Source organism: Acaryochloris marina MBIC11017, assembly GCF_000018105.1.
Taxonomy (GTDB): Bacteria; Cyanobacteriota; Cyanobacteriia; order Thermosynechococcales; family Thermosynechococcaceae; genus Acaryochloris; species Acaryochloris marina.
The window spans coordinates 5,824,682-5,844,673 of the sequence record NC_009925.1 but is presented as its reverse complement, the minus strand read 5'-3'; the positions used below and the strand labels follow the sequence as shown (position 1 = coordinate 5,844,673).

The 19,992-nt window shown below is 46.7% G+C and carries 16 protein-coding genes; 3 read left to right on the top strand and 13 right to left on the bottom strand.

Features of this window, described 5'->3' with window-relative positions; translation table 11 throughout:
• Nucleotides 1–2: 2 nt before the first annotated feature.
• The 3 genes from AM1_RS26055 to AM1_RS26045 all read right to left on the bottom strand — a co-directional run bounded on the left by AM1_RS26055 (nucleotide 3) and on the right by AM1_RS26045 (nucleotide 3,649).
• Nucleotides 3–1,148 (bottom strand): DegT/DnrJ/EryC1/StrS family aminotransferase, encoded by a 1,146-nt coding sequence (locus tag AM1_RS26055; RefSeq protein ID WP_012165922.1) that lies wholly within the window; start codon nucleotides 1,146–1,148, stop codon nucleotides 3–5.
• Nucleotides 1,145–2,158, bottom strand: a complete 1,014-nt coding sequence (locus AM1_RS26050) for an NAD-dependent epimerase/dehydratase family protein (protein ID WP_012165921.1) — start codon at nucleotides 2,156–2,158, stop codon at nucleotides 1,145–1,147. Before AM1_RS26050 ends, AM1_RS26055 begins: the two co-directional genes overlap by 4 nt.
• 132 nt (nucleotides 2,159–2,290) lie before the next feature.
• The gene (locus tag AM1_RS26045; RefSeq protein WP_238549084.1) at nucleotides 2,291–3,649 is read right to left on the bottom strand and encodes a nucleotide sugar dehydrogenase; all 1,359 of its coding nucleotides are present in this window, start codon (nucleotides 3,647–3,649) and stop codon (nucleotides 2,291–2,293) included.
• Between the two features lie 427 nt (nucleotides 3,650–4,076).
• Between AM1_RS26045 and AM1_RS26040 the strand changes: the two genes are divergently transcribed.
• Nucleotides 4,077–4,817 (top strand): WecB/TagA/CpsF family glycosyltransferase, encoded by a 741-nt coding sequence (locus AM1_RS26040; RefSeq protein ID WP_012165919.1) that lies wholly within the window; start codon nucleotides 4,077–4,079, stop codon nucleotides 4,815–4,817.
• On the opposite strand, the gene AM1_RS26035 is transcribed toward AM1_RS26040, so the two are convergent.
• The 3 genes from AM1_RS26035 to AM1_RS26025 form a co-directional block, all read right to left on the bottom strand.
• Nucleotides 4,814–6,115, bottom strand: a complete 1,302-nt coding sequence (locus AM1_RS26035; protein WP_012165918.1) for a glutamyl-tRNA reductase — start codon at nucleotides 6,113–6,115, stop codon at nucleotides 4,814–4,816. The genes AM1_RS26040 and AM1_RS26035 overlap by 4 nt on opposite strands.
• 71 nt (nucleotides 6,116–6,186) lie before the next feature.
• Complete coding sequence (glpX, locus tag AM1_RS26030) at nucleotides 6,187–7,233, bottom strand: class II fructose-bisphosphatase (protein WP_012165917.1); 1,047 nt, start codon at nucleotides 7,231–7,233, stop codon at nucleotides 6,187–6,189.
• Nucleotides 7,234–7,493: 260 nt separating this feature from the next.
• Nucleotides 7,494–8,105 carry an alpha/beta hydrolase gene (locus tag AM1_RS26025; RefSeq protein ID WP_012165916.1) on the bottom strand — a complete coding sequence of 204 codons (612 nt, stop codon included), beginning with the start codon at nucleotides 8,103–8,105 and terminating at the stop codon, nucleotides 7,494–7,496.
• A 67-nt stretch (nucleotides 8,106–8,172) separates the two neighbouring features.
• Here AM1_RS26025 and AM1_RS26020 point away from each other — a divergent pair, with 67 nt between their 5' ends.
• Nucleotides 8,173–10,212 (top strand): protein kinase domain-containing protein, encoded by a 2,040-nt coding sequence (locus AM1_RS26020; protein WP_012165915.1) that lies wholly within the window; start codon nucleotides 8,173–8,175, stop codon nucleotides 10,210–10,212.
• Nucleotides 10,213–10,454: 242 nt separating this feature from the next.
• On the opposite strand, the gene AM1_RS26015 is transcribed toward AM1_RS26020, so the two are convergent.
• Nucleotides 10,455–12,704, bottom strand: a complete 2,250-nt coding sequence (locus AM1_RS26015) for an NADP-dependent isocitrate dehydrogenase (RefSeq protein ID WP_012165913.1) — start codon at nucleotides 12,702–12,704, stop codon at nucleotides 10,455–10,457.
• Between the two features lie 219 nt (nucleotides 12,705–12,923).
• On the opposite strand from AM1_RS26015, the gene AM1_RS26010 reads away from it, so the two are divergent.
• A complete protein-coding gene (locus AM1_RS26010; RefSeq protein ID WP_012165912.1) occupies nucleotides 12,924–13,970 on the top strand; it encodes an isocitrate/isopropylmalate family dehydrogenase in 1,047 nt (348 codons plus the stop codon).
• 4 nt (nucleotides 13,971–13,974) lie between these two features.
• Here AM1_RS26010 and AM1_RS26005 read toward each other — a convergent pair whose 3' ends face one another.
• The 6 genes from AM1_RS26005 to AM1_RS25980 form a co-directional block, all read right to left on the bottom strand.
• Entirely contained in the window at nucleotides 13,975–14,763 is a 789-nt protein-coding gene (locus tag AM1_RS26005) for an ABC transporter permease (protein WP_012165911.1), read from the bottom strand.
• Nucleotides 14,760–15,743: an ABC transporter ATP-binding protein gene (locus tag AM1_RS26000; RefSeq protein ID WP_012165910.1), complete on the bottom strand. Its 984-nt coding sequence runs from the start codon at nucleotides 15,741–15,743 to the stop codon at nucleotides 14,760–14,762. Before AM1_RS26000 ends, AM1_RS26005 begins: the two co-directional genes overlap by 4 nt.
• A 38-nt stretch (nucleotides 15,744–15,781) precedes the next feature.
• Complete coding sequence (locus tag AM1_RS25995; RefSeq protein WP_012165909.1) at nucleotides 15,782–16,417, bottom strand: esterase/lipase family protein; 636 nt, start codon at nucleotides 16,415–16,417, stop codon at nucleotides 15,782–15,784.
• A 66-nt stretch (nucleotides 16,418–16,483) separates the two neighbouring features.
• Complete coding sequence (gmd, locus tag AM1_RS25990; RefSeq protein WP_012165908.1) at nucleotides 16,484–17,569, bottom strand: GDP-mannose 4,6-dehydratase; 1,086 nt, start codon at nucleotides 17,567–17,569, stop codon at nucleotides 16,484–16,486.
• A 95-nt stretch (nucleotides 17,570–17,664) separates the two neighbouring features.
• Nucleotides 17,665–18,828, bottom strand: a complete 1,164-nt coding sequence (locus tag AM1_RS25985) for a SpoIID/LytB domain-containing protein (RefSeq protein ID WP_012165907.1) — start codon at nucleotides 18,826–18,828, stop codon at nucleotides 17,665–17,667.
• Nucleotides 18,829–19,231: 403 nt separating this feature from the next.
• Entirely contained in the window at nucleotides 19,232–19,918 is a 687-nt protein-coding gene (locus tag AM1_RS25980; RefSeq protein WP_012165906.1) for a DUF1997 domain-containing protein, read from the bottom strand.
• Between the last annotated feature and the right edge of the window lie 74 nt (nucleotides 19,919–19,992).

The following is a 19,992-nucleotide window of genomic DNA, read 5'->3' as shown; positions in this document are numbered from 1 at the left end:
GATTACTCCAGCTCCTTGAGGGCTGCCACCACATATCTATAGTCGGACGCAGTCATTTGATTATGAAGGGGCAATGCTAGCGTGAAGCGATCGCAATCTCTTGCTCCAGGAAAATCCTCTGGAGCAAGACCAAATCGATCTTTGTAATACCCCAATAAATGCACCGCATGAGTACCTGGCCGAGTACTAACCCCTTTAGATTGAAGGAACTCCATCATTGAATTTCGAGGCCGCGGTGCAACCGTCTCATCAACAAAGCACACATAGGCCTGCCAACCATGGGAATACTCCTCAGTAACCTGAGGCGTCCTTAACCATTTAATTGAAGCCAACTCACGGCTGTAATATTCTGCCCACTGCCGACGTTCCTCTAACAAACCATCCAGTTTTTGCAACTGCACCAAACCAACTGCACCCTGGAGATCCGTCATCCGATAGTTAAACCCTAGCAGGTTAAATTCAGGCAAAATATAAGGTTTAGGACCCAAATGACGCTGTTCTTCTGAAATACTGGCACCATGGTTGCGAATGATTCGCATGCGATCTGCCAAGGCATCATCATTAGTAGTAACCATGCCCCCTTCACCCGTCGTAATTGATTTGCGAGGATGGAATGAGAAGGCTCCTGCTATTCCAAGGGATCCAGCAGCTCTACCCTTATAAGCTGCCCCAGCTGCACAAGCCGCATCTTCCACCAAAGGAATATTAGGAGCGAGTTCTGCTAAAGCATCCATATCGGCACAGCGTCCGAATAAATGGACAGGCAAAATCGCTTTTGTCCGTTCAGTTATTTTATTGGCGACTTGATCAATGGCTAAGTTATAGGTCTTAGGGTCAACATCAGCAAAAATAGGTGTAGCTCCGCAATACAAAACCACATTTGCAGTAGAGACCCAAGTAAACGCTGGCACAATTACCTCATCACCAGGGCCAATATCCAAGGCTGTCAAGATTAAGTGGAGTGATGTTGTACAACTTGTAGTTGCGACCGCATGTTTGACTCCATGTCGCTTCGCAAAATCTGCTTCAAAAGCGGCAACTTTAGGGCCTTGAGTTAACCAACCAGACAGTAGAGGCTCTTTCAACGCTAACCATTCTTCTTCACCCGTTGATGGTAGTGAGATGGGAATATTGCGGTGCTCTGTCATCCCAATACTCCTGCATGTTCTCGTTTTTGGGCCACAATCTCTTTATGCTGGTTCCGCCAAACAATTAACCGCTCTAATCCTTCGCGAAGTTGGACTTTAGCTTTGAAGCTGATTTCTTCTTCTGCCTTCAGGGGACATCCCACTCGATTTTTCACAAACGTTTGTCCACTTGGCTCGTACTGAATTTGTTGTGAAGAACCTGTGATCTCTAGGATCAACTCCGTTAACTCTTTTAATGAGGTTTTAATACCAGTACCGACATTGTAAAAAGCATCAGTGGCCTGAGCCTTCATCGCGCAAACATTAGCTTGAGCACAGTCTTCAACGTAAACAAAATCGTACGCTTGAGATCCATCACCATAGATAATGGGTGGCAATCCCTGATCTAACCGATCGAGAATTTTCATAATGACTGCAATATAGGTCCCTTGATAGTCTTGCCGCGGACCAAAGACATTCATGTAGCGCAAACCAACATAGTCAAAATGTTGATCAGTGTCTTTATAGCGGTGATAGAGGGAATGACACATGTGCTCCCCTGCAATCTTTGTTGCTCCGTAAAAGGTTTGATTGTTATAAGGATGATCTTCGGTCATTGGTTCCGTAACGGCATCCCCATAAACCGAAGCAGAAGATGAGAACACTAAACGCTGAACACCATTGTTGATGCAAGCTTCCAATACGTTAAAGGTTCCACCAATGTTGACTTCAAAGGCAGATCTGGGAAAGTTGTAACAATGCAATAACCACATAGCCGCAAAATGGAAAACCCCATCAATGCCTTTCATTGCAGCATCCAAAAGGTCGCGATGCATCAACTCCCCACCTAGGGGAAAAATATTACATCGTGGATCTTTGAGTGCTTCTGAGAGGTTTTCACGGCTGCCTCGAGTAAAATTATCAAAAATTCGTACTTCTTCAACATCCTCTTTAAGAAGAGTATCAACAGTATGGGAGCCAATCAAACCTGCTCCCCCAATAACTAATACTCGCTTGCCTGATAATTCCATTGATATTGTTTTCCTTTACATCATTTAGTGATATTTGAAGAGGACTTAAACAGATTGAATGCAGGCTAATTTTTACCTGTTTTTCCATTGCTGATTAATTCTCTTAGAACATTCAGTAAGCACCCTTAAGAATCAGAGCAATGTTACTTTAGTGTGATCGCAGTCCAATGTGCGAGTAATACCACGGGTATCCAAAACTGCTTTAGCATGCTGCACTACGTAGGGGTAGTCAACACAACTATGGTCTGTTGCAATGAGCACCAGATCCATCTGGGCTAATGTTTCTGGGGTCAACTCAATACTGTTCAGAACTTGTCCATCCACTTGAATTTCAGGAATATATAGATCGTGATAGGACAGGTTAACCTGATCTCTTTTTAAGGCTGTCATCACCTCGATCGCAGGGGACTCTCTCCAATCCGCCAAGTCTTTTTTGTAGGTGGCACCCAAAACTAAAACTTGGGCTTTAGAAGGCGCTATTCCCAACTGATTCAGTACTCTAAAAGCTTTACTCCTCACAAAAGAGGGCATACGGCGATTAATCTCACCTGCTAAAGCAATAAAGCGCGTATTAAAATTGACTTCTTTCGCTTTCCACTCCAAATAATGTGGATCAATAGGAATACAATGACCACCTACCCCTGGGCCAGGGTAGAAGGGCATAATCCCAAAAGGTTTAGTGTTAGCGGCATCTAGCACTTCCCATACATCTAAGTCAATGCGATCGCACAACAATGCCAGCTCATTTACCAAGGCAATATTGACCGCACGAAAAGTATTCTCAAATACCTTTACCAATTCTGCAGCCTTCGCACTGCTTACCGGGACAACATGTTGAATGGTTTGTTGGTAAAAACACAATGCTATTTCCAAGGATTGTGCATCAGATGCGCCCACAACCTTATTTGTATTCTGAGTGGTATAACGCTGGTTACCAGGATCAACCCGTTCTGGGGAATGAGCTAGAAAGAAATCTTTTCCCTGAACTAATCCACTATTTTTTTCCAGAATAGGTCGCATCACCTCATCAGTTGTGCCTGGATACGTCGTAGACTCCAATGCAATTAATTGTCCAGGTTTCAACCGATGTGAAATTTCTGTGGTGACACTTTCGATATAACTTAAATCGGGAGTTAGATTTTTTGTTAGCGGAGTGGGGACACAGATAACGATCACATCAGCATTCCGGATCTCATCAAAATCAGTTGAAGCCCTCAGCTTACCGGCGCTCACAGCAGCCCCCAGTTCTGCAGAACTGATATCATCAATGTAGCTGTCCGACTGATTCACCTGTCCCGCTCTCGCTGGATTCTGTTCAACACCAACGACATCGAATCCTGCTTTCGCTTTCTCTACAGCAAACGGGAGACCAACATAGCCTAATCCAATCACACAGACAACTGCTTTTCGATTGAGAATGCTGTCTTGAAGTTGGGAGAAGTGGTTGAAGTTCTCAAAATTTCCCATTTCAGGTAAAGAAGCCTGGACCATCAAAAGATACCTAAAAAAATAATGATTTTGTTTCTATTTCTGTGAATCCTGAGTAGAAATATTGGGCAGATATTTACGAAGTAAATACCTCTAAGATCTTTCCAGAGTAATCTGTTCAGATCATCTTCCAACTGATAGGATGGTTGCCTGTTACAGCCTTTAAAACCTAGTAATTATGGGTTTCTCACCCTAATGTACCCATCCCTAGTCATTTTTTATCAAAGTCCCACGGAGTGCCTACTAAAGGCTTGTTATTCTAGTAACAACTGGGCTGACAATACCAATGCCTCCTGGTTTAGCATAATCCCATACTAAGAATGAACAAATCAGGAGATGATCTGGCCCTAGGTAACGGCGTTCAGGCCTCCACATAAAGATAAAAATGGTTCCAACCACAATGAAAACAATTGGAGACTCAAAATGGATATTGAAAAGCAGGATTGACATCACCAGCTATTCTGACGCTTGCGATCTCATCCAAGTATTGGCCGAATCCCAAACCTCCAGCTATATGATTGCTGCCAATGTCCATGTCGTTATGACTGGTTTCTGGCAGTCAGAGTATCAAAAAGTTATCAATGACGCTGCTTTAGTAACCCCTGATGGTATGCCGCTAGTATGGGTGATGCGGCAGTTGGGAAGTGACCGTCAATCTAGAGTCTATGGTCCAGACTTAATGTTGGCTTGGTGTGAGCGTGCAGCTGAAAAAGACCTTTCCATATACCTCTATGGGGGTTCTGAAGAGATACTCAAAAAGCTCACTCAGAAATTAAGTGAACAATTCCCCACCTTGAAAATAGCAGGGTCCCACTCACCACCCTTTCGGCCCTTAACTTTAGAGGAGGAACAACAGGATTGCGATCGCATCAACGCATCCGGTGCATCCGTGATTTTTGTTGCCCTGGGCTGCCCTAAGCAAGAACAATGGATGGCTCGTCAACAGGGCAAAATAAATGCCGTGATGATCGGTGTAGGAGCTGCCTTTAGCTTTCACAGTGGAGAAGTGAAGCAATCTCCCCGATGGATGATGCAGCTTGGTCTTGAATGGTTTTACCGATTTTGTGTTGAGCCCCGAAGACTTTGGCGTCGTTATCTAATCAACAACCCCCTGTTTATCTTATTGGTTAGTCAACAGTTATTGATGCACAAGTTCCAGCGTGAAGCCTAAGTATTGCGCTGTTTGGCAACCCCTTGAGAAGAATTGAGATTAAAGAGCATATTGAGAGATTGCATGGCCTTGCGACGGACTTCAATATCTTGTTGAGCCCGCAGTTGAACCATGGGGTCGTGCAAAATCTTGTTGACGATGCCTCGGGTTAACGCTTCAATCACTTCTTGATGTTTCTCGGCAAACTCAGTTCCTAGACGAGAAAGCGCTTTTTCTAATTCCTGCTCTCGAATGGATTCGACCTTCGTTCTTAAACTACTGATGGTGGGAACTGTCTCTAGGGAACGCCACCAGACATCAAAACTGGCAACTTCTTCTTCTAACAGGGACTCAGCCTCTAGTGCCATTTGTCGTCGGCTCTCTTGGTTCTGAGCCACCACTGCCTTCAAGTCATCCACATTAAAGGCGTGCACTTGGGATAATTCATTCACATTGCTGTGAACGTTTCGAGGTACAGAGATATCAAAGATCATGCAAGATTGGCGATCGCAGACGATGGGCTCTAGAATGTCGCGATCCAACAGAGGCTCGGTTGAAGCCGTACTCGTAAAAATTAAATCAGATTCGGTTAGAACTGCCTGCATATCGGCTAAAGTATGCAGTTTTAGATCAGCACCTTGAAATTGATCGGCCAATTGCTCAGCTCGCTTCAACGACCGATTTAAAATGGCAATTTGATTAGCGCCTTTACTCAGCAGATGTTTGACCAACAAGCGAGACATTTTGCCCGCTCCAATAATGGCGACCCGATGGGCTGATAAATCTTCAGTCTTAATCTGGGCAAGTTCGACTGCTGCTGAACTGATCGATACTGCTCCGGTACCGATACTGGTCTCGGTTCGAACTCGCTTACCTGCAGAGATGGCCTGCTTAAATAAGCGATTGAGAATGGGGCCTGCGCCGCTGTATTTTTGGCTCAATTTGTGAGTCTGTTTCACTTGGGCCAGGATTTGACCTTCTCCCAACACCAAGCTATCTAGTCCAGCAGACACCCGCATCAAATGCATGACGGCATCTTGATGCAGAAGGATGAACAAATGCTGACGAAGCTCTAACAGAGGGATTTGACTCCACTCAGATAAGAACTGCGTCAGCTCACGAATACCGTCATCGGTTTCTTGCGCAACCACATAGACTTCCATGCGGTTACAGGTACTCAAAATTGCCACTTCTTCTAAATGAGGATAACTCCTTAATTGAGAGGTAGCCTTTTCTTTCACATCATCGGGAATGCTGAGTTTTTCTCGCACATCCACTGGCGCTGTTTTATGACTTAAACCGACAACCGCAATATTCATGTGTCCTCCTTCTCTGTTTATCTAGCCGCGTCGTTTGAGGGATTCAAACTTCAGAATTAAGAGGCTATCGCCTAATGTAACTGAAGTGCCTTAGGACGTTTAGGCGTTTCAAACATGTGAACGGTATCGACAAATCGGGCGGTCTTGGACTGGGTAGAAATAACCAGGGACTGAGTTCTAGCACCCCCACCAAAGAAGCGAACGCCTTTCATTAGGGTGCCTGGAGTAATTCCACAAGCAGCAAACAGAACAGTTTCACCACAGGCCAATTCTTCAGCGGTATAAACCTTATCAGGATCGCTAATGCCCATTTCCTTGAGTCGAGCTAGGTTGCTTTCCTTGCTCTCGCCAATTAGTCCAGTTTTGACGATATCGGGATCATAGATGAGTTGACCCTGGAAATGACCACCTAGTGCGCGCATGGCAGCCGCAGAAATCACGCCTTCCGGTGCTGCACCAATTCCCATGAGGGCATGAATATTCGTTCCAGAAAAGGCACAGGAGAGAGCTGCGGAAACGTCTCCATCTGTGATTAGCGCCACTCTTGCTCCAGCTTCACGGATTTCTTTGATGAGGTCATTATGGCGTTCTCGCTTCATAACCACGACCACCAATTCTTCGATGGAGCGATCCAGGCATTGAGCCAAAATTTGTAGGTTCTCGGTGGCGGACTTGTTGATATCTACTTTGCCTTTGGCTGCAGGAGGAGCAGCCAATTTCTTCATGTAGAAATCGGGCGCTGCAAACAATCCGCCTTTCTCAGAAATGGCGAGGACAGCCATAGAGCCGTTCTGGCCGTAAGCAACCAGGTTGGTTCCTTCGCAGGGGTCCACTGCAATATCGATCTCTAGCAACTCATCGGGGTTGCAAACTTGAGCAGCATCGGGCTGAGTGCAAATGCCCAGTTCCTCGCCGATATAAAGCATAGGGGCATCATCTCTTTCCCCTTCTCCAATAACGATGCGGCCCCGCATATGGATTTTGTTCATGCGATCGCGCATGGCTTCTACTGCAACATGATCTGCAGTATCTTTTTCACCTTTTCCCATCCATCGAGCTGAGGCAATGGCTGCTTGTTCAACCACCTCAATGATCTCTAGGCCGATAACGTTATCCACGCAAAGATTCCTCCTAAATGCCTGACTGTGTCTTGCGTCTGTATCTTAAAGTAACTGCGACTGTATTTGTTTTGTATCTTTAAGTACTAGTTTACAAGTCTATCAGACCGCTGTTACACGCTTATAGAGGTTTTCTAAAGGAATTTGCATTTAATTTTTCCTTACTCTGTTTTAAGGCAATTTAACAGGGCTATGCCCAGCCGATTCAAACTAGGATAAATTCTGCCAAACTCGCTTTGAATGATTCGTTAAGGCCCTCTCTATGGAGCAAGAGAAACGGCAAAATCTTGAATCAACCCTAATGCCTCGGGGTTGATTTCATGGGCCATGGGTAGCTCATGGTACTGAACAGCAACCCCTGCTTGGCGCAGTGCTTGTTCTGAGGTCTGGGCGGCACTCAGAGGAACAACGGGATCCTGCTGGCCATGGATTAAGAGAACAGGCCCAGTATTCTGGCTAAATAAAGGGGTAATCGAAGGGTGTAGATAACCACTGAGACAAATTAATCCGGCCAAGGGTAACCGAGCACCAATGTCCAGGGTCATTGCTCCCCCTTGGGAGAATCCAACGAGGATAATCCGGTCTAAAGGAACCTGAGTTTCTACGGCTAGCCCTTGCAGCCAATCCAAGAGGAGTTGTCGACTATCGGGCAAGCCAGCTTGAGTATTGAGGTCATACCACATAAATCCACCAGGGGCATGAGGGTGGGGTAATGGGGCGTTGGGAAAACAAAATTGGTAGGTTGGCAAATTGAGATAGGGTGCGAGTGACGCTAAATCTTCAGCGTTAGATCCCCATCCATGTAAAGCCACGAAAAGACCTACGGGCGGTTGGCCTGTGGTTGGTGCTAGAGTGATTACCGAGAGTGACACAGTTCGTGTTCTGTAAAGAAACACCCTTCATTGTTTCACATCGTTGTTAGACGCTGAGATCCATCCTATGTTAGGACGCAAACTGGCAGGACGCTATTCCGTTGTTAAACCATTAGCAGAAGGTGGCTTTGGCGAAACGTTCTTAGCTGAAGATACCCATTTACCTGACTCTCCTCAGTGTGTGGTCAAGAAGCTTAAAACCGGTTCCCATGAGCCGGCTTTGCTGCATACTGTGCGACGATTGTTTGATTCGGAAGCGAAGGTACTGCACCAGCTCGGAGACCATCCTCAAATTCCTCGGTTGCTGGCTCACTTTGAAGATGGAGAAGAGTTCTACCTAGCGGAAGAATATGTAGAAGGGGAAAGTCTGGCGGATGAGTTAGTTCCAGGCCAGCAGTTAGATGAAGAAACGGTGATTGAACTGCTGCATGACATCCTAGAAGTGTTGTCCTTTGTGCACGATAAGCAGGTTATTCATCGGGATATTAAGCCCTCTAATTTAATTCGGCGTCAGAGCGATCGCAAACTGGTATTGATTGATTTTGGGGCGGTAAAACAGGTCACCACCCAAATTGCAGAATCGGCAACCCAAATGCCTCGTACCGTCCTCATCGGTACATCGGGATATATGCCGAGTGAACAATTCCGGGGACAACCCCGCCTGTGTAGTGATGTCTATGCGGTGGGAATCATTGCCTTGCAGGCTTTGACGGGGTTGCGTCCTTCTTTTGGTGAGTTGCCCGAAGATGAGAATACAGGGGAAATTGCTTGGCGCGATCGCGTTTCCGTATCGCCTGCCTTCGCCACCTTATTAGAAAAGATGGTGCTTTACGATTACCGTCAGCGGTATCGGTCTGCAAATGATGCTTTATTGGCCGTTCAAAGTTTAATAGCAGCGCGAGAGGCAGAAGTCTCGCCACCCCCTCCCGTGGATAATTTGCCTGAAACAGTAGTCAATCTCCGTCAGGGAGCGGGCAATCCCGTACAGCCCTTGCCTGCTGTAGACAATACCGTTCAGCAATTAGAAACAACGGCCCAAACAGACAATACGGTTCAGCAATTAGAAACAACGGCTCAACAATCTACCAATGTTCCTAATTTAGATACCTCTAACGGGTTGCCACAAATAGGAGACACCGCTCAACAGGCTGATCCCATCCCCACGACTCCACAGACATCTGCGGCAAATCTTCCTGGGGCCATGCCTCCAGAAACCGTTGCAGTCTCTCCCAGATCTCCCCAAAAAACGAATGGATTGAGTCGAACTAAAGTGTTGACTGGAGGGTTGGTAGCCCTGTTAATGGGTGGGACGGCGTTGGCCTTTACCTCCCCCCACCTTCAATCTGTTTGCACTGTCCTAAATAACTGTTCTCAAGACATTCAATTTAAAGCGACCTTCGACGAAGCCGTTGAGGATGCCAAGTCTGCAGAAACTCGCGAGCAACAGGCTAAAACCATTGATGATCTCCAATCGGCCCTGAAAGAGATGGATGATGCCATTGCAGAGCTCAAAAAAATTCCTAAAAATGTCAAGGTTTACGATGATGCTAAAAAGGCCATAGCCGAGTACCAAGCTGAGAGCACAGCCATCTCAACTCGGATTCAGACAGAGAACAAAGCGGACGAAACCTTCAAGAAGGCAACAACCATTGCCCAAGCGGTGCAAAAGAAGGCTAAAAGCGATGACTCTGTTGCGACCCTCGATCAACACAAAGCGGAATGGGCGAAAGCTATCAAGCTACTCAAAGATGTTCCGAAAGACACTCTAGTTGCATCACAGGTTGAAGCCAAACAAAAAGACTTTGATAAGCAACTAAAAGCTTTAAATGGACAGCGACAGAAGAAAATTGCGGCGGCTGCAGAGGCTCAGCGAAAATTGGAGGCCGCTCAAGCTGCCCAAGCTGCATCAGTACCGGCTCGATCTACACCAGCTTATGTGCCTCCTCAACGGTCGACTTATGTAGCACCTCGTCCAGCTCCGGCCCCAGTGCCAAGGGCAGCACCTAGACCTGCACCGCGCCCCGCTCCAGCTCCCGCGCCGCGACGGCAAGAGCCTCTTTGGGGACCCGGCTCAGGGCAATCCAATAACAATGAACCGTTATGGTAATTTAGGTTGCCAAAAACTGGCAAAGGTATATAAAGGATGTAATCTTAACTCACTGCGCAGAATACAAGATTCTGACACAGTGAGTTTGGGAGCAGTAGGTCTGGGATAAACTGTTAGGCTTATCCCAGAACCTTCCGGTTCTAGAATGCCCATCAAAAGCTGTGTAACGACAAAAAACTTTAATGGTCTCCTTAAAACCAGGACTTAATTCAAGGAGGAAGTGGGTGAGCGATAAAAATCTCCTATCCTGGGCTGTTCTTAAGGTATGAGGCCAAAATCCGATTCAAAGTTTGGCTTGGACGCATGGCTTGGCAAGTTTTTTCTGTATCTGGCAAGTAATACCCACCAATCTCTGTTGGATGGCCCTGGAGAGCATTAAGCTCGGCCAAAATAGTCTCTTTGTGCTCGCTGAGCTGTTGGAATAAGTCCATAAACAGAGTTTTGAAAGCAGGATTTTGATCTTGCTCGGCCAAAGCTTGAGCCCAGTAGAGGGCTAAATAGAAATGGCTCCCCCGGTTGTCTAACTCGTGGACAGCACGGGAAGGGGATTTAGCTTGTTCTAGATATTGGCTATTCGCCTGATTGAGTGCTGTCGCTAAAGCTAGAGCATTTTTATTACTGGTCTTATGTCCTAAATCTTCCAGAGTTGCAGCCAAAGCCAGAAATTCTCCTAAAGAATCCCATCGTAAATGCCCTTCTTTCAGAAACTGTTGAACATGCTTGGGAGCAGAGCCCCCTGCGCCAGTTTCAAATAATCCGCCTCCAGCGAGTAGGGGAACAATGGATAGCATTTTGGCGCTTGTTCCTAATTCTAGAATGGGGAACAAATCCGTAAGGTAGTCCCGTAAGACATTCCCGGTAGCCGAAATGACGTCTTGGCCACCTTTAATCTGTTCACAGGTAAAGCACATGGCATCAACGGGAGACATGATCCGAATATCTAGATCCGTCATGTCATATTGAGCCAAATATTGCTGCACCTTATGGATAAGGTTTGCATCATGAGCCCGATCCGGATCTAACCAGAAAATAGTTGGAGAACCTGTAGCTTTGGCTCGATTAACCGCCAATTTTACCCAGTCTTGGATGGGAATATCTTTAGTTTGGCACATGCGCCAAATGTCCCCTTTCTGGACCGAGTGCTCCATTAAAATTTGCCCCGTCTGATCTATGACCTGGACAGTCCCGTCAGCAGGAATTTCAAAGGTCTTATCATGGGAACCATATTCTTCAGCCTTCTGAGCCATTAACCCTACATTGGCAACATTTCCCATGGTTTGGACATCAAAAGCGCCATGTTCTTGGCAGAATTTGATGCATTCTTGATACATGGTTGCGTAACTGCGATCGGGGATCATCGCCTTCGTATCATGGAGTTGACCATCGGGCCCCCACATTTTGCCGGAGTTCCGAATGGCAGCCGCCATAGATGCATCAATGATGACATCGCTGGGGACATGGAAATTTGATATGCCCAGATCAGAATTAACCATGGCCAGGGGTGGACCAGATTGTTCTGCCGTCTTAAAAGCTGTTGTGATGGCTGAGCGTTCTGAATCTGGCAAGGTTTGAATCTTGGAAAAAAGATCGCCTAATCCATTGTTGGCATTGACCCCAAGCGCCTGAAATGTATCAGCATATTCAGTAAATACACCCTGGTAGTAAGTGGTTAAAGCATGGCCAAATAAGATCGGGTCAGAGACTTTCATCATGGTGGCCTTGACATGTAAAGACAAGAGGATGCCTTCAGCCTTTGCTGCCTTGATCTCCTGTTCATAAAAGGCTCTTAACGCCTGTACCTGCATTACTGCTGCGTCAATGACTTCGCCTTCAAGAACATGGACATTCTCTTTCAAAACTTGCAGAGAATGGTCTTCTCTTACTAACTGAATTTTGACCTGTCCTGATTGGCTGATCACAACAGATTGCTCAGTGCCATAAAAGTCACCAGTATCCATGTGAGCCACATGAGATTTCGAATCGGATGTCCAAGGACCGACAGAGTGAGGGTTTTTCTGGGCATATTGTTTGACGGCTGCAGCCACTCGCCGATCTGAATTCCCCTCTCTTAAAACTGGATTAACTGCGCTTCCCAGAACCTTGGCATACCGGTTTTTGATCGTGATTTCCTGCTCATTTTGAGGACTGGCTGGGTAATCAGGAATGTTATACCCTTTGGCCTGTAACTCCTGGATCGCGGCAGTTAATTGGGGGATAGAGGCACTGATATTGGGGAGTTTGATGATAATCGCTTCAGGAGTTTTTGCCAGATCTCCTAAGTAAGCTAGATTATCGAGTTGCTGTTGGTCAGCAGTTAGCTTCTCGGGGAAACTCGCAATAATGCGTCCAGCTAGGGAGATGTCCCTCGTTTCCACCTCAATACCGGCTACTTGGGTAAAAACTTCGACAATAGGCAGGAAAGAATAGGTGGCTAAGGCGGGGGCTTCGTCCGTGTGGGTATAGATGATTCTTGTGGCTTTTTTTGGGGACATGTATCTTCTCTAAAGGTTGCAGCACCTTGACCAGCTGTATGGGTAACCTAATAGTAAGGTGACCAAGCGTTTCCTGGTGGAGTATATCAGTGTATCCCCCTCAAAGAAGTATTTTGGGGTGAGGTTACGAGGACAGGAATAGGGTGCCTGTGCAAGTGTTAACTAGATTCGGATGATGAACGATCGCGGCTAAAGTCCTAAATTGAGGGGGATAAGTAAATGGGATATCCGGTGGTCTTGATTCAGGAGGGGGAACTAGGGGCGCAGGTGACGAATGCCTTGCAGATGGCTATTGCTGCAACAGGGGTCGACATTACTTGGCAGATTGTCGATATCGGTGGAGAGGATCAGCAGGGTCTATTACCGAACTATATTTTTGATATTATCCGAACGGCTAAAACTGCTGTCATTGGACCATTGATGATGCCGGATAATTATCGTCAGATGGAAGCAGACATCCGGGAAAAGCTAGATCTTTATGTCAACTTGCGACCCGCAAAAACGATGGTGGGGATTCCCAGCAATTATCAGAATGTTGACATAATGATTGTGCGAGAAACGACAGAGGGAATCTATGCTGGCATCGAATTTGAGCGCACTTCAGTAGAAGCTGCAGATGCTCGTTCTTTTCTGTCAAAACTGTCTGGCAAACGAATACGAGAAGATGCTGCGGTAGGCATTAAACCGATTTCCGTTAAAGGCTGTGGTCAAATCATTGAATTTGCCTTTAATTATGCTCGAAAGACCAAACGGCACCAAGTGATTGCGGTTCATCAAGCGCATTTTATGGCCCATACAGACGGTCTTTTTCTTGAGATTGCCCGTGATATTGCCCAAGAGTTTCCAGACATAGCGTTTGCGGATCGCTCCATAGAGGTGATATGCCAGGAATTAATGCAGAAACCCGAAAGATTTGATGTGCTGGTGATGCCAAATTTATATGGTGATTTGCTTGCCCATCTCTGTGCTGGCATGGTAGGTGGATTGAGTGTACCGATTGCGCATGTCGGCGATAAATATGCAGTGTTTGGTGCCCAATCAACGGGCACAGATGACGTGGGGCATGATCCGACCTCGCTCATCCTAGCCGGTGCGCTAATGTTGCGCCATTTAGGAGAACAGGAGGCTGCTCAAAGATTACAGGCCGCAGTGGAGGCTGTGGTTGCAAGCCATGTCGATACGACTGCTGATTTAAATCCCGTTGGTTTTGAAGGGGTTGATTCCCAAGCGATGGCTCAAGCTATTACTCAAGCCATTGCTGCTTGAGACCCTAAGCTCCCATTCCTGAGTAATGTTTGATGCCTCGACGCCACAGCCAGCGATTCATTACTAGGCCCAACACACACCAGGCCAGCATGATACCAAAGCCCTTAGCAATAGGCGTTGGCAGTCCGATTAAGAGGCTAACAGGGAAATAGATGAGATAAGGGAAGGGGGTCCACACCACAACCGCCTGAACCGCTTGCGGGAATAAATCGAGGGGAGCAATCATTCCCGATAGGAACAAATAAAATAAAAACCATAGTTGTTCAATCGCCGTGGCCCGTTCAGCCCAAAACGCAAATATGGCAAAGGTGTATTGAATAATAAAGCGCAGAATAAAGGCTAAGGCTGTTGCCAAGCACCCCCAAACCAAGCCCAGGGGGCTAGGCCACCAGAAGGCTTGAGGATAAAGAACGAAAAATAGAATGACTAATCCGGCGGAAAAGGGAAGGCGGGCCAATCGCTCAGATACATGGCCAGCGACATGGTGCCAGACGGGATCGATGGGTTGGAGTAATCGAGGAGAAAGTTTGCCTTCGACGATTTCCCGCTCAAAGTCCCAAATCACCCAAACGATAGTAAATTGCCGAACAATAAAGACAGAGATAAAATAGCGAGCAAAGTCTAGGGCTGTGAGGGGAAATTGCCCCTCTGTAGCGGCTTGAGACCAGACTCCCATCATGATTAGAGGGAGTGAGTTGGCTAATACCCATAGCAGCAATTCTGCTCGGTATTCCAACATATAAGCGTAATAGACGGTCAAGAAGGTCGTGATTTTGCGGAGGACAGCACTCATGTGACTTTGCCCGATTGAAAGACTCGCCGAATAATTTCCTCGATGGGAGGATCTGTAATGGTTAAGTCCAGTACCTGGAGATTGGCCAAAATTTGGGAGACGGTGTGGGTCAAAGTTTCCCGACGGACGAGTAAGCGAATTTCTCGTCCAGTGATTTCTTCAACTTCGCCATATTGTTCCAAGGTTATGGGATCGGGCGTTTGCATGAGTTCTAACTTGACTTCTCGATAGGGAGCAAAGCGATTCATTAACTGATTGAGGCCCCCATCATAAATAAGTTGACCTTGATGGATTAAGAGAACGCGATCGCAGAGGGCTGTAATATCTGCCATATAGTGACTGGTCAGCAAAATCGTAGCATCGTAGCGGTGGTTGTATTGCCGGAGAAACTCACGAACGCTGACTTGAGCATTGACATCTAGACCAAGGGTCGGCTCATCGAGAAAAAGGACCTGGGGGCGATGCAAGAGGGCAGCCAGTAGCTCTGCCTTCATCCGCTCTCCGAGGGAAAGCTTACGCACGGGTTGAGTAAGCTTTCCCCCTAAAGACAGCATCTCAGACAGCTCGTCGACTCGATACTGAAACTCACGGGGGCTGATTTTATAAACGGCTGCATTGATCCGCAAGGAATCTAAAGCCGGCAAGTCCCATAACAGCTGCTGTTTTTGGCCCATGACCAAGGTGATCTTTTCTAGGAAAGCCGAGCTACGTCGGAACGGAATTTGGCCAGCGACGTTCACCTGCCCCCCCGAAGGATGGATCAAACCGGTCAACATTTTTAAGGTTGTGGTTTTGCCTGCACCATTCGGACCTAAAAAACCAACAACCTCTCCGGGTTCAACCTCAAAGGTGACGGATTGTACTGCTTTGACAAGGCGATGTTGTCGTTGAAAAAAGTGAGATAGAGTGCCTTTAAATCCGGGTTCCTTAATGGCAACTGGATAAACTTTTTCAAGATGGTCGCAAGTAATGATGGTCATACCCCTACTGTAGACAAGAAATGTCGGAGTAGCTTGGGTTATATGGGGTGAGCCTCCAGTTTTGAGGCAGGGTCCGCCAGGATTTGTAAAATCGTTTGCTGTACCAGGGGATTATTCAACATTTGGATATGGTTGACGGGCAGTATGATAGAGCGACTGCAATCCTCCAGCTGCATTTCCTTTAAGGTGAGGATGCCATCATTCACCTCGTTGCCAAAAAAGCTCCAAGTCCCCCGAGGACCATTCGTCCCGGCGATAATGATATGAGGAATGGCTAGATTAGGGAGCTGTTGGTAAAAACTGGGGTCCGCCAAGTTCTGTAAACATTCTCCTGCAAATGGCGATAAGGGGCTCAATCGCTGGGCCAACTGAGCGATACGGGGGGACTGATTGGGCGGTCCCAACAAAATCACTGGGTTGGGTGTGAAGGAAGAATGAGGTGTAATGACAGACCGCACTAACACTGCCCCCAATGAATGGGCAATGATGCCATAGCGTTCTGGCTCTAACTCTCCTAAACGGTGCTGTAAACGCTCAATAATTTGGGCGTAGGATTCGATTTGGGATGAATAGCCAAATAACTCAGTGCGATACCCGGCTTGCTGTAAGTATTGAGATAACCCAAATACGGATAGGGGAGAACGTCCCAGGCCATGTATTAGCAGTACTTTCATTACCAAATAATGTTCACTGGGAATCGCCCCTATCCACAGGCTTAAAATTTAGCCTAAAACGCAGATTTATTCATGGACGAGAGGAACAGGATAGCCGTGATCCTCAATAATCTTATCCCGCTTAGCGGCTTTCAAATCTTCTGCCATCATTTCCTGGACTAGCTCTGGAAAGCTAACTTTGGGAACCCATTTGAGTTTTTCCTTCGCTTTCTCGGGACTCCCTAATAAGGTATCTACTTCTGTGGGGCGATAGTAACGGGGATCGACTGCGACGATACAATTCCCCTCCTGGTCATAGCCTTTTTCGTCAAGACCTTCCCCTTCCCAGCGAATGTCAATGCCGACTTCTTTACAGGCAATCGTCACAAAATGGCGGACGCTGTATTGTTGTCCCGTGGCAATCACAAAATCTTCAGGCTGGTCTTGCTGAAGCATTAACCACTGCATTTCCACATAGTCCCGAGCATGGCCCCAATCCCTTAAGGAGTCCATATTTCCTAAAAATAGGCACTTTTGCTTTTTCAGGTAAATTCGTGCGATCGCACGGGTGATCTTCCGGGTGACAAAGGTTTCACCCCGAAGTGGAGATTCATGGTTAAACAAAATGCCATTACAGGCATACATGCCATAGGCTTCTCGGTAATTCACCGTAATCCAGTAGGCATAGAGTTTAGCAACAGCGTAAGGAGAGCGAGGGTAAAAGGGGGTTTTCTCCGTTTGAGGCACTTCTTGCACTAAACCATACAATTCAGAGGTAGAGGCCTGATAAAACTTCGTTTTTTTCTCCAAGCCTAGGATGCGAATGGCTTCCAAGAATCTCAAGGTGCCAAGGCCATCAACATTGGCGGTATATTCTGGCGTCTCAAACGAAACCGCCACATGGCTTTGAGCCGCTAAGTTATAAATTTCGTCGGGCTGGACTTGCTGCACAATCCGAATAAGATTGGTTGAATCGGTCAAGTCACCGTAGTGAAGGAAAAAGCGTCGATCCTTCTCATGGGGATCTTGGTATAAGTGATCAATACGATCTGTATTGAAGAGTGAAGCGCGTCGTTTAATCCCATGAACGTGATAGCCTTTGGCCAATAATAGCTCTGCCAGATAGGCTCCATCTTGACCCGTAATGCCAGTAATGAGAGCGACTTTTGCCATGAAATTTATCCTATGTGTGATTCAACTGTGCTGCTAATAGAAATGAATGGCGCGGATCCTATTGACAAATGGATTCAAGGATTGAGTTCCTACTGTCAATAGGAGGTTTGGAGAACAGTGTTTTTGTAATAATGTTGCAAAATCTGCTGGTAGGTATTTCCTCGCTGGGCAAGGGCTAAAGCGCCCCACTGGCTCATCCCTAACCCATGGCCATGACCACGACCGTTAATGGTGAAGCCGGAGGGCTTACTGGGCACAGCTTGAGCTTGACTCGCCACTAAATCAGATTGGGGAACAACTTGAAATAAGGTGCTTTTTAACTTCAGGGCTCGGCGAAATTCACGCCCCTTCATTATTTTTGTCCCTTGCTCTCCGACAATTTTGATGCGTTTGACACGACCATGGGCTGTGGTCCCTTGAGGAGTCATTGCAAGAATATTACCCAGTCCCGATAGTTTTTGCTGCAGTTGTGCTTGAGAAAAGTTCACAGACCATTGAAAATTAGGCGCTTCTTGATCAAAATCGGGAACACCTCTCAAGTAGGGAATAACGCCACTAAATACTTGCTCAGAATTCTCCGTATGGCCACCAGAATTCGCATGGAACAAGGCTTCAACGATATTGCCTTGATAGGTCAACACTTGCCCCGCTGTAGCTCGGACTGCAGCTCTTGTACTCTCGGCTTCGCCATCAATGCCCCCATAAACCTGATCTTTGGTGGTATTAACCAAATCGTAAAGCGGATTTTTCTGTTTGCCCTTTCGATATAGGGCGAAGGATCGGGCTGCTACAGATTGAGCCTTTAAGGCTTCCTGGGGCCACGTTCTAGGCATCTCTTTGCCAATAACGCCTGCCAGATAGTCCTCTAAATCCACTTCATTAATCACTGAGATACCTTGGGATGTGGTAACTAAGCGGACTTGACCTCGATACCATCGATCTTGGATGTACACAAAACCACCTTCCGAGGGTTCAATGGAGAGCTGCCATCCCTTTTTGCCAAAAAAAGTGACGGCCCCGGGAGTGGATTTGGCAAAGAACCCTTCTAAGGGGGGTAGCGCGCCTACCGTTGTTCCTTGGCCATTGACGATGTTGGCAGAGGTGGAACTCCCGATCACGACATCCCCCTGCCCTTGTAATAGAGCGATGCGTAACTCTAATGCGATCGCAGGACTCGCAACCAAAGACAGCAGCAGGGATAAGCATCCCGTACAGAACGGCAGATAGCGATGAAGTTTGAATTGAAATGCCGATAACATAAGCCAATGATGAACTGAGAAATTGAGCAACGCAACCAGGAATGGCACTGAAAACCGAGGGTCTAGTCCCCCTTGCCCTAAAAGGAGTTTGACATCATACGAGTCATAACCTGCATGATTTTATGACAGGCTGACGGGTAGGTAAAGTCAAAATATTTAGCTGCGAGGAGGAAAATACCTTCATTCATGACTGCCTACAGCAGGGAAAGTTGCCCATCAGCCACAATCCTCAAATTTTCGTTCAAATTATAGTTGCTAATGGATAATACCTAAATTCTTTGCCTTGGGCGTTGAGTCCCCATAAAGGTTTAGCTTTTCCTCCCAGGTGAATCATTTATGTCTCTTGTGGTTCTCAACAGCGCGTCCCCTTTGGAAAGTCGTGGATGACCAAGACACCTTTGGATTAGCAGATACCATGGGAAGCATGGAAATCACTTTGCACCTTTTTCGTTAGCCGTTGGGATATTTGTTGGACAATTTGTTGTAGCAACTTATCACCTACCCCTTGAATCATTTTGCGAGGAAGACGGAGAATAAATTGAGGAAACACAATCGCAACGTCTAAGGCTAAGTCCCATTCCACCGAGGTTTGGGGGGTGGATGAATTATCGCCCGGATCAGAAGTCTCGTTCAAATACATCGCAGCTTGAAAGTCGACTTGATAGCAGTGATCAAACTTATTCTGGACAGGAATGGTCGTAATCCGGTAAACCCCTTCCTCTTGAGGGAGCAGCTCTAGGCCAATTTGGGGTTCCACTTCAAACCCAAAGGAGCCATACCGCCCCAAGGAAAGAATATATCCATTACTCCCCACTGGCTCTACCTTCATGGGATGCGCACATCGACAGAACCAGCCTTGATGAGCATCCAAATAGGCCATTACCGTGTCTTTATCAGCCTTAAGGTCCATTTGGCCTTTGAACTGATGTTTGAAATGGAGGGCTTGGGGCAAACTAGCTTCGAGTTCGGGATGGGTGACAGAGATAAACTGAACAAATCTAGATGAAGAATCTGATTGACTTAAACATCCTGCTTCAGGACATGGAACGAGCTGCTTCTCGATATCTTGCTGCGTCTTGGATGAATGCATCTGCCTACCTATGACTCCGTCTTTAAAACCCTCATTCTTTAGGATCGACCAATTCCACTTAAATTTCGACAGTC